The organism is Robinsoniella sp. RHS, from assembly GCF_001029355.1.
In the GTDB taxonomy this organism is placed as follows: Bacteria; Bacillota; Clostridia; order Lachnospirales; family Lachnospiraceae; genus Robinsoniella; species Robinsoniella peoriensis.
Genome location: NZ_JNGB01000006.1, coordinates 1 through 14,914, shown reverse-complemented (window position 1 = coordinate 14,914; position 14,914 = coordinate 1). Strand labels below are relative to the sequence as shown.

At 42.4% G+C, this 14,914-nt stretch carries 17 protein-coding genes and 2 pseudogenes; 3 read left to right on the top strand and 16 right to left on the bottom strand.

The window, feature by feature from the left end; genetic code table 11:
* Positions 1 to 165: 165 nt before the first annotated feature.
* From RHS_RS04610 to RHS_RS04540, 15 genes are all read right to left on the bottom strand, one after another.
* Positions 166 to 414: a spore coat protein gene (locus RHS_RS04610; RefSeq protein WP_027293839.1), complete on the bottom strand. Its 249-nt coding sequence runs from the start codon at positions 412 to 414 to the stop codon at positions 166 to 168.
* Between the two features lie 19 nt (positions 415 to 433).
* Positions 434 to 619 (bottom strand): hypothetical protein, encoded by a 186-nt coding sequence (locus RHS_RS04605; protein ID WP_027293838.1) that lies wholly within the window; start codon positions 617 to 619, stop codon positions 434 to 436.
* A gap of 69 nt (positions 620 to 688) precedes the next feature.
* Positions 689 to 2,128: a glycogen synthase GlgA gene (gene glgA / locus RHS_RS04600; RefSeq protein ID WP_027293837.1), complete on the bottom strand. Its 1,440-nt coding sequence runs from the start codon at positions 2,126 to 2,128 to the stop codon at positions 689 to 691.
* A gap of 73 nt (positions 2,129 to 2,201) precedes the next feature.
* Positions 2,202 to 2,999 carry a sporulation transcription factor Spo0A gene (gene spo0A, locus RHS_RS04595; RefSeq protein WP_027293836.1) on the bottom strand — a complete coding sequence of 266 codons (798 nt, stop codon included), beginning with the start codon at positions 2,997 to 2,999 and terminating at the stop codon, positions 2,202 to 2,204.
* 132 nt (positions 3,000 to 3,131) lie between these two features.
* Positions 3,132 to 4,385, bottom strand: a complete 1,254-nt coding sequence (gene spoIVB, locus RHS_RS04590; RefSeq protein ID WP_242858423.1) for a SpoIVB peptidase — start codon at positions 4,383 to 4,385, stop codon at positions 3,132 to 3,134.
* Between the two features lie 199 nt (positions 4,386 to 4,584).
* On the bottom strand, positions 4,585 to 6,267 hold the full coding sequence (recN, locus tag RHS_RS04585; RefSeq protein ID WP_027293834.1) for a DNA repair protein RecN: 1,683 nt from the start codon (positions 6,265 to 6,267) through the stop codon (positions 4,585 to 4,587).
* A gap of 32 nt (positions 6,268 to 6,299) precedes the next feature.
* Positions 6,300 to 6,761: an arginine repressor gene (gene argR, locus RHS_RS04580; RefSeq protein ID WP_027293833.1), complete on the bottom strand. Its 462-nt coding sequence runs from the start codon at positions 6,759 to 6,761 to the stop codon at positions 6,300 to 6,302.
* Between the two features lie 10 nt (positions 6,762 to 6,771).
* Positions 6,772 to 7,632, bottom strand: a complete 861-nt coding sequence (locus tag RHS_RS04575; RefSeq protein ID WP_027293832.1) for an NAD(+)/NADH kinase — start codon at positions 7,630 to 7,632, stop codon at positions 6,772 to 6,774.
* A gap of 28 nt (positions 7,633 to 7,660) precedes the next feature.
* Positions 7,661 to 8,473, bottom strand: a complete 813-nt coding sequence (locus RHS_RS04570; protein ID WP_027293831.1) for a TlyA family RNA methyltransferase — start codon at positions 8,471 to 8,473, stop codon at positions 7,661 to 7,663.
* Positions 8,474 to 8,497: 24 nt separating this feature from the next.
* The gene (dxs, locus tag RHS_RS04565) at positions 8,498 to 10,363 is read right to left on the bottom strand and encodes a 1-deoxy-D-xylulose-5-phosphate synthase (protein WP_044292875.1); all 1,866 of its coding nucleotides are present in this window, start codon (positions 10,361 to 10,363) and stop codon (positions 8,498 to 8,500) included.
* 11 nt (positions 10,364 to 10,374) lie between these two features.
* Positions 10,375 to 11,262 (bottom strand): polyprenyl synthetase family protein, encoded by an 888-nt coding sequence (locus RHS_RS04560; protein WP_027293829.1) that lies wholly within the window; start codon positions 11,260 to 11,262, stop codon positions 10,375 to 10,377.
* Positions 11,252 to 11,473 carry an exodeoxyribonuclease VII small subunit gene (xseB, locus tag RHS_RS04555; protein ID WP_044292876.1) on the bottom strand — a complete coding sequence of 74 codons (222 nt, stop codon included), beginning with the start codon at positions 11,471 to 11,473 and terminating at the stop codon, positions 11,252 to 11,254. The genes RHS_RS04560 and xseB overlap by 11 nt, the downstream gene beginning before the upstream one ends.
* 18 nt (positions 11,474 to 11,491) lie before the next feature.
* Positions 11,492 to 12,766 (bottom strand): exodeoxyribonuclease VII large subunit, encoded by a 1,275-nt coding sequence (gene xseA, locus RHS_RS04550; RefSeq protein ID WP_047832472.1) that lies wholly within the window; start codon positions 12,764 to 12,766, stop codon positions 11,492 to 11,494.
* A gap of 8 nt (positions 12,767 to 12,774) precedes the next feature.
* Entirely contained in the window at positions 12,775 to 13,173 is a 399-nt protein-coding gene (gene nusB / locus RHS_RS04545) for a transcription antitermination factor NusB (RefSeq protein ID WP_027293826.1), read from the bottom strand.
* Positions 13,174 to 13,266: 93 nt separating this feature from the next.
* Positions 13,267 to 13,653 carry an Asp23/Gls24 family envelope stress response protein gene (locus RHS_RS04540; RefSeq protein ID WP_027293825.1) on the bottom strand — a complete coding sequence of 129 codons (387 nt, stop codon included), beginning with the start codon at positions 13,651 to 13,653 and terminating at the stop codon, positions 13,267 to 13,269.
* 153 nt (positions 13,654 to 13,806) lie between these two features.
* Between RHS_RS04540 and RHS_RS04535 the strand changes: the two genes are divergently transcribed.
* Positions 13,807 to 14,406 (top strand): hypothetical protein, encoded by a 600-nt coding sequence (locus RHS_RS04535; protein ID WP_027293824.1) that lies wholly within the window; start codon positions 13,807 to 13,809, stop codon positions 14,404 to 14,406.
* 37 nt (positions 14,407 to 14,443) lie between these two features.
* Here the strand turns inward: RHS_RS04535 and RHS_RS30100 are convergent.
* Positions 14,444 to 14,593 (bottom strand): annotated as a pseudogene (locus tag RHS_RS30100) (DUF6783 domain-containing protein); the annotation flags it as partial.
* Between RHS_RS30100 and RHS_RS30095 the strand changes: the two are divergent.
* Together RHS_RS30095 and RHS_RS04530 are read left to right on the top strand one after the other, a co-directional pair.
* A pseudogene (locus RHS_RS30095) lies at positions 14,531 to 14,725 on the top strand (DUF6783 domain-containing protein). The pseudogenes RHS_RS30100 and RHS_RS30095 overlap by 63 nt on opposite strands.
* Before the next feature lie 24 nt (positions 14,726 to 14,749).
* Positions 14,750 to 14,914 (top strand): transposase (locus RHS_RS04530; protein ID WP_047832471.1); only part of this gene is annotated, 165 nt, incomplete at its 3' end.

Sequence of the window (14,914 nt, the reverse complement as noted above, 5' to 3'; positions counted from 1 at the left end):
GACTGAAGTAAGATGTACAGCCTGGTTTACAGTAATCCGGAGAAAAAAATTTTGAAACAGCACAGAAAGACCCGGACAAGCAGGCTGCATATCAATCCACAGCCGACAATCCGGGTCTTTCTTTTTCATTCTATTTGGCCAATATATTCAGCCGAGGCTCATTAATTAACCCTGAGTCAGAATAGAACGTACATGAGAGATTTCTTCTGCCGTTGCTTTTGCAGCCGGCACATAATAAGCTTTTGCTCTTGCGATCTGGTAAATTTCTTCCTGAGACATTTCACACTGATTACGGATCTGTTTTAAAGTCTGTTTCAGCTGTGGATTTTCAGACTGGGTAATCATCTCAGCATAACGTGTTAATTCACCGTTAATACCTACAAGCGTGTCAGATACCATTGTTTTTTCATCCATGTTTTTTTCCTCCTGTTGATTACTGTAAGAATCCCATTAACTGCTGCTTTGTTTCCATTGCAGACTGAGCTGACTTCTGGAAAAACTGTTTTACACCCGGGTCTTGAGCCTGAGATGCGTATGCAGTCATTTTACAGTGCGTAGTAGCACAACCACCGATGAGATGACGCAGGTTCTGTAAATCTAATTCTGATATTTCTGCCATAAAAAATTCCTCCTTTTTGACATATCTATTTTACTTTACTAGTATGTCTAAAAAGGAGGAAAACTATTCTTATAAGCGGTTATAAAGCTCTGCATATTTCTGGGCAGATGTATCCCAGGAGAAATCTGCTGCCATGCCTCTGTCGATCAACTTATTCCATTCACGTTTTTTCTCATTGAATACGTAATATGCATATTTAATCGTATTAAACATTTCATGGGCATTGTAATTTGCAAAGCTAAATCCGGTTCCTGTACTTTCATATTCATTATATGGCCAAACGGTATCCTTTAAACCTCCTGTTTCCCTTACAATCGGTACGGTACCGTAACGAAGGCTCATTAACTGGCTGAGTCCGCATGGTTCGAATAAAGATGGCATCAGGAACGCATCACTGGAAGCATAAATCTTGTGGGACATCGCTTCGGAATAATAGATACAAGCCGCTACCTTTCCCTGATATTTCCATGCGAAATGCCGGAACATATTCTCATATTTCTCTTCACCAGTACCTAATATAACGAACTGCCAATCCTGCTGCTGGCACATTTCATCCATTATATAGGCGATCAAATCAAACCCTTTTTGATCTGTCAGCCTGGATACAACACCTATCAAGAACTTCTTATCATTTTGTTCCAAGCCTAATTCCTGCTGCAGAGCGCGTTTATTCTTAATCTTTTCTTTTCGGAAATTTTTCGCATTATAATTCTTAACTATATACTGATCTGTCTCCGGATTATATTCTTCATAATCAATACCGTTGACAATCCCTGACAAGCAGTTAGCTCTGGCTCTCATAAGCCCATCTAAATGCTCGCCATAAAATGGTGTTTTAATTTCTTCCGCATAAGTATCGCTGACTGTTGTCACTGCATCGGCATATACGATGCCGCCTTTTAAATAATTTGCATCCCCGAAAGCTTCTAATTTGTCCGGAGCAAAATAGTATGCAGGCAGTCCTGTCATATCTTTTACAGTCTTCATATCCCAGACTCCCTGGAATTTCAGATTATGTATGGTCATAATAGATTTCATGCTGCTGAAGAATTCTCCTTCATGGAACCGATCCTTCAGATAAACCGGTATCAACCCTGTCTGCCAGTCGTGGCAGTGTACAATATCAGGCCTGAATCCAATTACCGGTAACGCAGAGAGCGCAGCCTTGGAAAAAAAAGCAAATTTCTCAATATCTTCATAAATATTCCCATAGGGCTTAGGTCCTGAAAGGTAATATTCATTATCAATAAAATAGAACTGAATTCCCTCATATTTCATTTCCAGTATTCCCACATATTGAGAACGCCATGCTAAATCCATGTAAAAATGACTCACATAATTCATCTGGCTCTTGTACTCTTCTTTCATGCACATATATTTGGGCAAAATTACACGCACATCAAATTCTTCTTTGTTAAAACATTTTGGAAGTGATCCTACTACGTCCGCAAGACCTCCCGTTTTAATAAAAGGGACACACTCAGATGCGACAAATAATACTTTCTTCATACCATACCCTCCCTAATGTAGATTTAGTCTTATAATCATACATTATACCTCATTTTAGGCGTTATGAAAAGCATTATCTGTTTTTATATTCCAATCTGATCTTATCTGCAATCAGGGCAATAAACTCTGAGTTCGTTGGTTTACCCTTTCCATTGCTTACCGTATAGCCAAAAAGTTCGTCGATTGTGTCCATCTTACCACGGCTCCAGGCTACTTCAATCGCATGGCGAATCGCTCTTTCTACACGGCTCGGTGTCGTCTGATGCTTTTTCGCGATTGTTGGATATAAAATTTTCGTAATTGAGTTCAGCATTTCCATATCATTTACCGACATGATGATGGAATCTCTTAAATACTGATATCCTTTAATGTGTGCCGGAACGCCAATCTCATGAATAATATTTGTTACATCCGTCTCCAGATTGCGTTCCATATATTCATTCTTGCTTTCATACGCATTTACTTTACGCACTTCGGCAAAGTTTCTTTCTCTATTTCTTCTTACGTGCTTAATTCTGTTGATTACCATATCGTTGTCGAATGGTTTTAAAATATAATAATCCGCCCCAAGATCAAATGCATCTTCTGTAATCTTTTCCTGTCCAATTGCTGTAATGACAATAAATGCCGGATGTTTCTTAACCGTCTTATCTTTATTGATCCGGTCCATGACGGTTAAACCGTCAACCTTCGGCATAATAATATCTAATAGTACTACATCCGGTTCTTTTTGTTTAATAATGTCTACAAGCTCTTCACCATTCGCCGCCTTCCCCACAACGTTAAGTTCGTCATCGCTGCCAACAATATTATCCAGTAACTGGACGACTCTTTCATTATCGTCAGCGATCGCTATATTTAATTTTTCCACAAATCTCTCCTCCAATTTTACTTTTTTGTCATTGTACGCTAAATTTAATGTTTGCCCATACCATAAATTGTCACGAACAAAAACTAATTGTATTATATAACATTTGAACCTATTATCAAGAAAAACTTGTCATCAAGAATCGACAAAAATCATGTTTTCCGCAAATATACCGAATCCGCTTGTCGAATCCTGGATGAAAACATGGGTTACTGCGCCGATTAATTTTCCGTTCTGAATGATGGGACTTCCGCTCATTCCCTGGACAATTCCGCCTGTTTTCTGCAGTAATTCCTCATCTGTCACTTTAATCACCATGCTTTTATTTACATCGCTGCTATTTAATAAAACTTTTTCGATTTCTATGTCGTATTCTTTTACAGTACCATCTACGGTACAGCGTATCGTTGCAGGGCCTGTTTCGATCTCCTGTTTAAGGCCAACCTCTATTGGTGTCCCTTTCAGCTGGGATTTAAAAGATTCTGTCACTTTACCAAATATGCCTGCCTCAGTATTTGCCGTAATACTGCCCATGACTTCGTTTTCGTCATAGCGGATTACTCCTGCCAGTTCACCCGGTGTGCCTTTTTCACCCTTTACTACAGAAATAATGTCTGAAGGATATAATTTTCCTTCCTGAAGTGATAACAGCGTACTGGTATCCACATCACTGATTCCATGTCCCAGAGCTCCATAATTTCCATTTTCATCCACATACGTAAGGGTTCCGATACCCTGAGTGTCATCACGTACCCAGATGCCGGTCTTGTATTCAGACGTTCCGGTCATGACCGGTTTTACCTTTAAATCCGTGATTTCCCCTTTTCTCTGAACTTCCAGCGTTATATCCGATCCGCCTGATTCATTTATACGGGAAATTAATTCTTTTTTATCGGATATTGGATTTCCATTTACCCCCAATATATAATCTCCGGACTGAACAACGGAAGCCGCAGGTTCATAATCTACCCCATCCATTCCATTTACTGCACCTGTTCCTACCACCAGAATTCCTCTTGTTTTCATATAGATTCCCACCGGGCTGCCGCAAGGGATTACCTTACTGCGTTCCACCACATCTACCTGGATGTTCTTTACCGGAATAACTCCAAACAATTTACATTCAATAGTATACGGTTCCTGAGAACTCATCTTCAGGTTATCCTGCGGAATGTTAGAACCGTTCTGACTGGCGGCCTGTGCTACGTTTTCCTCAATAAACGTATCAAATGGATATCTTAAAATCTGAGTTTTCCTGTCGCCCGATACCACCTGTAAGCGATCCGGTATGCTGCGGTCTATTAAAAATGCCCCCGTTGCGCTGACAAAAAGAACAATTGTTAAAACCGAAATAATGATCTTCCTGCAACGCTTTCTATTCTTTGCCACATGCTCACATCCTTTCATCATCATTCAATTATTTCGCATTCTCATGCCTGACCCCGGAATTAACACAAGCTCTCTTGTACTATTCCCAAATCAGTAGTGTATTATCTTTTACACTTTCTAATCAAAAGATTGCAAAAATAAAAAGAATATACACTTGGTATATCCTTTTTTAGTATGTGAGTATCGCAGCAGATTCACTCTAGTATTTTTTTGTACATAATGCCAATTCTTTCATTTCCTTTGCACTTTCCATAACCGTTTCCGTGATTTTTGCACCGCCCAGAATCCGGGCAATCTCATGAATACTCTCATCCTCAGACAGTTCACGGATGGATGTAATCGTATTGTTTTTAACAATTTTTTTCTCGATGACATAATGGCTGTCTGACATGGATGCAATCTGAGCCAGGTGGGTAATACAGATAACCTGATGGTTCCTGGCAATAACTGCCAGCTTTTCCGATACTTTCTGGGCAGTCCTGCCGCTGATTCCCACATCAATTTCATCAAAAATAAGGGTTTCCGTAGCATCCTTATCCGCCAGAACAGTTTTAATCGCAAGCATAATCCTGGAGAGTTCCCCTCCGGATGCCACGCTGCCAAGCGGTTTTACACTTTCCCCGGGGTTTGTGGAGATCATAAAACAAACCTCGTCATATCCATTTGCATCTGCCTGTCCGGTCTGGTCTACGGCTATTTCAAACTGCACTTCAAGGAAGTTCAGGTCCACCAAAGCCTCACGGATAGTCTTTGCAAGCTTTTTACCATAGGATTTACGGATCGCAGACATCTTAGCGGCATTCTTATCCAGTTCTGCTTTACAAGCCTCAAATTCCCCGTTTAAACGTTCCATATAGGCATCGTAATCCCGAAGTTCTGACAGCCTCTTTTCTTTTTCATCCTTATATGCCAATATCGCTTTGATACTGTTGCCGCACTTTGATTTTAAATGATTAATAAAATCAAGGCGGTCTTCTATCTTGGCAAAATCCTCTCCGTCAAATGAGATGCTTCCCATATAGGCACTGAGTTCCCGGTTAAAATCCGACAGAAGGCTTTCCACATCGGCAAGCTGGTTATACAGTCCCTCCAGTTCCTTATCATATTCCGTAACCAGAGAGAGATTCCTTAAGGATCTGCCCAGATTTTCGGCGGCTCCTGACATACTGTCGTTTCCACACAGATCATGAATCTCTGTAATATATTCAATAATCTTCTTACCATTAGAAAGTTTTCGAAACTGTGCCTCCAGTTCCTCATCCTCCCCGATTTTTAACCCGGCCTCTTCTATTTCATCTACTTCAAACTGCAGAAAATCCATTTCTTTTGCCTTTTGTGCCTCGTCCATTCTGGTGTCTGACAGCTGATGTTTAATTTTTGTATAATTTCTATACAGAGCAGCACCTTTATCTTTATATTTTGCCAGCTCTTCTTTCGCAAATTCATCCAATATCTGTAAATGATTTTTTTTATTCAGCAGAGACTGATGCTCATGCTGTCCATGAATATCAATCAAAATCTCCGCCAGTTCCTTAACAACGGAAACCGGAACCGTTTCCCCATTTACTTTTGTGATGCTTCTTCCATTCATCAGCTTCCTGGAGATGATCACCTGATCGTCTTCAATCGGTATATCCATATCCAGAATCTGCTTTTTCTGGTTTTCCTGTTCAACAGAAAACACCAGTTCGGCTAATGCGTAATCTGCATCCTCTCTTGCGAATTCTTTAAAACTTTTAAGTCCAAGTGCAACGTTAACAGAGCCGATAATAATAGATTTACCAGCTCCTGTCTCACCTGTCAGTATATTCAGACCTTTCCTGAAGTCCACTTCCAGTTCCTGTATTAACGCCATATTTTTTACATGTAGATTTAGTAACATAAGCTTATCCTTCTACCTCTCCCGACAAAAGATTATTTGTGCTCTGTTCCTACAATTTTACGGATTTTATCCATAACAAGCAGTGTATCATCCACGCTTCGGATGGCACACATAATGGTATCATCTCCTGCAATACATCCCGCTATCTCAGGCCAATGCATGGCATCCAGGGCTGCTGCTACCGCCATAGCCATCCCGGATACCGTTTTCACAACCAGGATGTTCTGCGCCATATCCATAGATGCAAAACCGTCTTTTAATACCCGCAGGTATTTTTCGTTCATTCCATTTCCGTTTGCCTGCATCACCGCATATTTCTGCCGTCCGCCGTTAATGGCAATTTTAGTAAGTTTTAATTCACGGATATCTCTGGACACAGTAGCCTGGGTCACACGGAAACCTTCCTGGTTTAACCGCTCTGCCAGTTCTTCCTGTGTCTCTATCTCATAGCGGTTGATGATATCTACTATTTTAGCATGTCTTGCTATTTTCATGCCACACCTCCTATGTCTGGTACATTTTCTTTCGTAATATTTCCAAAAAACTGATATTATTTATTTTGACCAGTCTTGCACAGCGGTCTGCCTTTGTAATGACAATTTGATCATTACAGTTTAAATTTACAGAAGTGTCTCCGTCAAAGGTGGCTTCCGCACCCTCTCTGGTACTGTGTCCTTCTCCGATTTCCACTGTTATCTTCGCATTATGTGGCAGTACAATGCTCCTGGTATTTAATGTATGGGGCGCAATCGGCGTTATCATTATGATCTCTGCCTCAGGGGATACGATCGGACCGCCTGCGGACAGGCTGTACCCGGTAGATCCGGTAGGCGTAGAGATGATAATGCCGTCTGCGCTGTAAGAATTTAAAAACTCATCATCTACATAAATATTTAAATCTATAATGCGAAGCCTTCCATTACGTCCGATTACAATATCATTTAACGCAATGTCACTCATCAGTTTTTTATTCTGATGATATGCCGTTCCGCTTAACATCATCCGCTCATGAATCTCATACTCATCCAGCAGCAGCTTATCCAGTGCCGGCTTAATATTAGAACGGTCAATCTCAGCCAGATATCCCAGTGTTCCCAGATTAATTCCAAGAAGAGGTATATTCCGCTCGACAAGATCACGTGATGCCTGCAAAAGCGTTCCATCACCGCCCAGCACCAATACACAGTCCACATCCGGAGGGATAAGCGCTGCATTGGTATACTTATAATTATGTAATTTATTTTTGCCCGGACGCTGCTGTATCATGCAGACTTTTCCCTGACTTTCCAGATAATCCCGGATAGATTTTGTAGTCTCCATATCCGGATCTTTTAAGCAATTCGTTATCACATAAAATTTATCCATACTGATATACCTCTAATTCTGAGTGTGCCTAAACACGCTCTAACGTTTTATGTGCTTCCTTTACAATATCTTCCACAGAAAATGGAATCTCTTCATTCTGTGTGCCTTCCGGCAGTTTCTGCAGATAGAGCAGATATTCTATATTGCCTTCCGGACCTTTAATGGGGGAGAACTCCAGTCCCAGTACTTCAAAGGAAATACTGACCGCATAGGCAATGACTTTTCTAATTACTTCTTCATGGACCGCACTGTCACGGACCACTCCCTTTTTTCCGACCTTTTCCCGTCCGGCTTCAAACTGCGGCTTTATCAGGCAGGCAATCTGCCCCTGATCCGTCAGTAAATTCCGCACCGGCAGCAGGACTTTTGTCAGAGAAATAAAAGAAACATCAATGGAGGAAAACTCCACTAATTCTTCTATGTTTTCCGGCTCCACATAGCGGATATTCGTCTTTTCCATGCAGACTACCCGTTCATCCTGTCGAAGCTTCCAGTCCAGCTGACCATGGCCTACGTCCACCGCATATACTTTAACTGCTCCGTTTTGCAGCATACAGTCTGTAAAACCACCGGTGGAAGAGCCTACATCCATGCAGACTTTTCCTTCCAGGGTAATATCAAAATGGCTCATCGCTTTTTCCAGCTTCAGCCCTCCACGGCTGACATATTTCAGGGTATTTCCTTTTACTTCTATTTCTGACTTCTCATCAAAAGTGGAACCGGCTTTGTCCTCTTTCTGTCCGTTAACATAGACATTTCCGGACATAATAATCGCCTTGGCCTTCTCACGCGAAGGAGCCAGCTGCCGCTGCACCAATAATATATCTAAACGTTCTTTCATTGTATCTCCTTACTGGCAGCTTTATTACAATCCAATATAAGCCGCCAGAATCTTTTTCTCCACAGAATCTGCGTCAATTCCCACTTCCTGCTTTAACATATCCACATTTCCATGCTCCACATAGTCATCAGGCAAGGTAATATTCAGGACTTTCACCCGGCTTCCGATCTGGTTAAAATAATCCAGTACTGCTTCACCGAATCCACCGCTTTTTACATTTTCCTCAAGTGTTACCACCAGCCTGTGTTCCTTCTGCAGTTCCAATAAAAGTTCGCTGTCATAGGGTTTCACGAATCTGGCATTCACAAGAGAACAGCTGTAACCCGTGTCCCGCAGCCGTGACCGGACTTCTTTGGCTGTCTTGACCATGCTCCCAACTGCCACAAGGGCGATTTCACTTTCATCATAGATTACTTCGCTTTTTCCATACTTCACAGGCTCCCTGAATTCCCTGAGTCCATCATAAGCTTCTCCTCTGGGATAACGCAGTGCAATAGGTCCGTGATAGGCCACCGCAAATTTCATCATATCAGAAAGCTCCCATTTATTCTTTGGTGCCATTATACACATATTGGGAATGCTGGATAAATAGGAAAGATCAAAAATTCCCTGATGGGTTTCTCCGTCACTTCCAACCAGCCCTGCTCTGTCAATCGCAAAAATCACATGAAGATTCTGTATGCAGACATCGTGAAGCACCTGATCATAGGCTCTTTGCAAAAACGAGGAATACACAGCGACTACAGGCTTAAGTCCTGCTGCCGCCAGACCTGCCGCAAAGGTGACCGCATGCTCTTCCGCAATTCCCACATCGAAGAACCGGTCCGGAAACATATTGCGGAACCTCTTTAATCCTGTGCCGTCGGGCATCGCAGCTGTCACTGCGACTATCTCGGGCTCCCGGTCTCCCAGCTTTCGCATAACTGTAGAAAATATATCGGTATAATTAGATTTTACTCTTTTTGATTTTGGAATTCCTGTCTCAATTTCAAAGGGCTCTGCCCCGTGGAATCTGGCGGGATGACGCTCCGCAGGTTCATAGCCTTTTCCCTTTTTCGTACACACATGCACCAAGACAGCTCCGTTTACTTTCTTTGCCTCTCGAAAGGTCTTACATACCTGTTCCATATTGTGCCCGTCGATAGGGCCCAGATAGGTAATCCCCATCTCTTCAAACAGCATTCCCGGAATGAAAAGCTGTTTGATCCCGCTTTTGGTTTTACGTATCCGTTTTACAATGCGGTCACCATATACCGGAATTTTAGAAAGGGTATTTGTCACTCCGGATTTCAGTTCGGTATAAGCATCTGCCGTCCTAAGATTTCCAAGATAAGAGGACATTCCGCCTACATTTTCCGAAATGGACATGTTATTGTCATTGAGTACTATAATATAATTGGTTTTGATCTGGGAAGCATTATTCAGGGCTTCATAAGCCATTCCTCCAGTCAGGGCACCATCTCCGATAACAGAGATTACATAGTGCTTCTCTCCTTTGATATCCCTCGCCTGGGCATATCCAAGCCCCGCTGATATGGAAGTAGAACTATGACCGGTGTCAAATGCATCGCAAAGACTTTCTTTACGCTTGGGAAAACCGCTCATGCCTCCATATTTACGCAGATGGTCAAATCCATTCTTTCTGCCTGTCAGGAGTTTATGAGTGTAGGACTGATGGCCTACATCCCAGATCATTTTATCTTCCGGCAGGTTAAATGTCAGATGCATTGCCATGGTCAGTTCAACTACGCCAAGATTTGAGGCAAGGTGTCCCCCTGAGATGCTGATTTTATGAATCAGAAACTCCCGAATCTCATCTGCCAGCAGAGTAAGCTCTTCTGCATTCAGTTCTTTAATATCATTTTCTTTTTGAATCTTATCTAAAACCATTGGTTCACCTTCTAATTCTCTCTATTCACCAGCTGCAGAATCAGACTGCGCAGAAATTCATTTTTCTGGGGAAGAGAATCCAGGATACGTATTGCACGGTTTGAAATCTGTGCCACGTCCTGTTTCGCTTCTTTCAGTCCCCGCAGGGTTACATATGTGGTCTTATGATTCTTTTCATCACTCTTTACCGGTTTTCCAAGCGCTTTCGTGGTGCTGGTAACGTCCAGTATATCATCCTGGATCTGGAATGCCAGTCCGATATCCGCAGCAATCGCTTCCATCAGATTAACTTCTTCCTTGTCTGCACCTGCCAAGACAGCTCCAACCATCATGGAACCTTCGATCAGGGCACTGGTTTTTAATCTGTAAATAAAATCCAGCCGCTCCCGTTCCAGAGGTTTTCCGGATGCTTCCACATCCACTGACTGTCCGCCGATCATGCCGTTTATCCCTGTTTTTACCGTTAATACCCGAAAAGCCTGTCCAATGCGCGCATTTTCAGGTTCCATGTCAAATGCTTTAGAGGCTGTCTCATAAGCATAATTCAAAAGAGCATCACCAGCCAGGATTCCCATGGCTTCACCATAGACTACATGGGTTGTTTTTCTTCCTCTTCTGTATTCGTCATTATCCATTGCAGGAAGGTCATCATGAATCAGGGAATGGGTATGAATCATCTCCATCGCCGCCATAAAAGGCTCCACTATTCTGCCTGTCCCGCCGAACAGGCGGTAAGACTCCATCATAAGCAGCGGCCGGAGTCTTTTTCCTCCTGCCAGCATGCTGTAATTCATGGCTTCCAGCAGTGTTTTCTGAAAACCTTCTTCCGGTGGAAGATACTGTCTGATTACGTTCTTTACCTGAGCAATCTGCTCTTTCATCTCTTCATTAAAATTCATTCAGCTCACCATTTTCATTAATCACTTGCATTTTCTTTTCCACTGTGTCAATTTTTTCATTACAGCTCTTTAAAAGTTCCATTCCCGACTGATAAGTCTTAAAAGAATCTTCCAGTGAAATATCCCTGCTCTCCAGCGCCTCTATCATTTTATCCAGCTGTGCAAAGGATTCTTCCAGAGTAAGGACTTTTGCTTCTTCTTTTTTCTCCATTGGTCAAACTCCTGATTGTTATCGATAGTCCATCGGCTCTTTCTTTTTCACCTCTGCATCTATCCGTCCGTCAGTTACATATATCTTAAGCCTTTCTCCCTGCTCTACCTGCACGATACTGCTCAGGGTACTTCCTTTATCATCTGTCGCATAAGCATATCCCTGATTCAGCTTTTCAAGGGGTGACAGGCCTTTCATCTTTTCTATATATATTCGAAACTGATGCCGCTTCTCCAAGAGGCGGTCATTCATCAGATTTTGTATTTTATCTTCTTTATCAATTAAAAACTGGCGCTTTTCCTGTAACTGGCTTTCCATTAGGCGCTTCAGTTTTTCTTCTTTTTCTGTCAATGCCCGGCGCTTTTCCTGAATCTGGTTCCGGGGACTTAAATAATTCAGCTTCAGCTGATACTTCGTAAGTCTCTCCTGATTTCTCACCAGGGACTCCTGCATTCTTCCATCCAGTCTTCTCTTATACTGCAGCAACTGTTCTCTTACGGCATATATGTCTGCCACTGCAAGCTCTGCTGCCGCAGAAGGAGTGGGTGCCCGAAGATCCGCCACATAATCTGCTATTGTAACATCGGTTTCATGTCCCACTGCCGAGATCACAGGCGTACGGCATTCAAAAATTGCACGGGCAACCTTTTCTTCATTAAATGCCCACAAATCCTCAATGGATCCGCCGCCTCTTCCTACGATAATAGTATCCACACCGCTTCTGTCCAAAGTATGGATGCCCTTAACAATACTGTCAGCTGCACCTTCCCCCTGAACCAGTGCCGGATATAAAATCAACTGGACATAAGGGTTCCTGCGGTAAGAGATATTCATAATATCACGGATTGCAGCACCGGTTGGAGCCGTTACGATCCCAATCTTTCTGGCAAATCCCGGAATTTCCTGCTTATATTCCGCCGCAAACATACCCATTTCTTCCAGTTCTTTTTTTAATGCCTCATACTTTTCATAGAGAAGCCCTGCCCCATCCAGAATAATTTCTCTGGCATAGAGCTGATACCTTCCGTCCCGTTCATATACACTGACGCTGCCCATGGCAATTACACGCTGTCCGTCTTTCATTGGAAACGCCAGCCCTTTTCTTGCACCTGCGAACATCACACAGGCCATTGTGCCCGTTTCATCCTTCAGAGAAAAATAGATATGCCCTGAAGTGTGGTATTTACAGTTGGAAACCTCTCCTTTTACATAAATACGTGCCAGCATGAAATCCTGCGTAAACATATTTTTAATATACGCATTCACCTGGCCTACGGAATAAACATTCTGCATTTTATCTCCTATAAAGCTAGTTTAGCCAAAATTCCGTTAACAAATGCAGGTGAATCATCTCCACCGAATTTCTTTGCAAGTTCAACTGCCTCGTTAATGGCAACTCCTACGGGAATTTCTTCATCAAATTTCATTTCATATACTGCAAGACGCAGTATCGTCAGGTCCACTTTACCCATACGGGTGGTTTTCCAGCCTTCCGCGATCTGATCGATTGACGCATCAATTTCCGTTTCTTTCTCCAGGATCATTTGGTACTTTCCTTCAATATATTCCTGGTTCTTCTCTTCCACATCACCCAGATCCTCAAAGTAAATAGAAAGCTGCTGCTCCATTTCCTCTGCATCATGAAACTCCGTAAAAAACAGTAATTTAAATATGTGTTCTCGTAATTCTCTTCTGCCCATTATTTTTCCTCCGGGTCTTCCTTTTTCTCGTATCTTACCACAAATATTCTATCCATGCAAAAAAGGGATGTCCTGTCTCAGACATCCCACTGATTATTTGCGTTTTTCCATAGTCACGCCGGCAATTCTGACATTTACATCTGCCACGGTTAGTCCTGTCATATTTTCTATGGATGCTTTTACTTTTTCCTGAACTTTCTTACTGGTTTTTACGATACTGTAACCATAATCCAGGTTCAAAGTCATATCCACATTTACAATGCCATCCAGCACCGCAACCTTTACACCCTTTGATAAATTTTTCATTCCGAGCTTTCCTACCAGCTCTTTTGTAATATTTCCTTCCATGCTGGCTACACCTTCTACTTCTGTGGCTGCCAGTCCGGCAATAATTGCTACTACTTCATCAGCAATCTGAACCTGTCCGAAACTCTCATCTGTTGGTATATTATAACCGTATTGATTATCTTCTTTACTCATAATAACAACCTCCTACTCACGTTGTTCTATTACACTATGTTTATTATACCAAATTTTCTGATTTTTGCAAATGAAAATATTTTGCAGTTCTACTTGCCTATTTTCTCCTTTTCGCCTAAAATATAACCATACATATATGAGGAGGTACTATTCATGAAGAAAAAAGGACTATTAATTTTAATATTGACTTGTTTATCTCTTGGTATAACCGCATGCCAGAGGGATTCTTCCGGAGACACAGAAAAAACAACAGCTAAAACTGAGACCACAAAAAAGACTACTGCAAAAGAAACCCAGAAAAGCAGTAATACTTCTAAAAACAAAAAAAATACACCGATATTAAAAGGAGAAACAACCGCACCGGAAACAGAGCCTGTCACCACACCGCAGACTACTCCCGAGACAACGCCTCAGACAACGGAAGCTGTGACTCAGGAAGCAACTACCGAAACACAATCCCAGACAAGTTCTGCTAATACCACAGAATCATCCGTAAGCATCCCAACCGATGCGGATGCCCAGTGCCAGTACTGCGGCGAGTGGTTCTCCACCATACAGGATGAAAGCGGTACAAGCCCTTATGGCCGCCATGTGGCCCAGGAAGGCAATAATTATGACATCACGGAAAACCAGCAGGATAGCACTGCACAGTGCCCATATTGCGGCGGTTGGTTTTCTACGGTTCCCCAGGGAGATGCCTGGAGTGCATTTGATTCCCATGTTCTTGAGGAAAAGCAGTCACAGGAGTACTAAAAATCTGTGCCGTCCAGCTTCGGGGATAGAAAATTTTTCATAACAGACCAGGTACGGCCGGACAGAAATTTAACTTCTGCCTAGCAGGAGCACTAGAGCGTGTTTTAAAATTGCTTTCTGGCACCTGTGCGTCACAGTTTGTGGGAGATTTGTTCCGGATGAAGGGCGCGTAGCGGGCTACGTAACCTGAATTCGGGGCAAATATGCCGCAAAGTGGGGCGTGCAGATGGCAGGAATGAATTTTCAAACACGCTCTAGAGCGTGTTTGAAAATTAAAAGTTGCACAAAACAAATGTTTTGCATCCCCGTTTTATGGTAAAATAAAGAAAAAGGGGTGTTTTATATGTTGAGACGATATGAATTAACAGATGATGAATGGAATCATATAGTAACTTTACTTCCTCCTGAAAACACAGGAAAACCAGGTCGTCCCTCAAAAGAAAACCGTACCATGCTTAATGCAATGATTTGGCTGGCGCGAAGCGGAGCCCCATGGCGTGATCTTCCT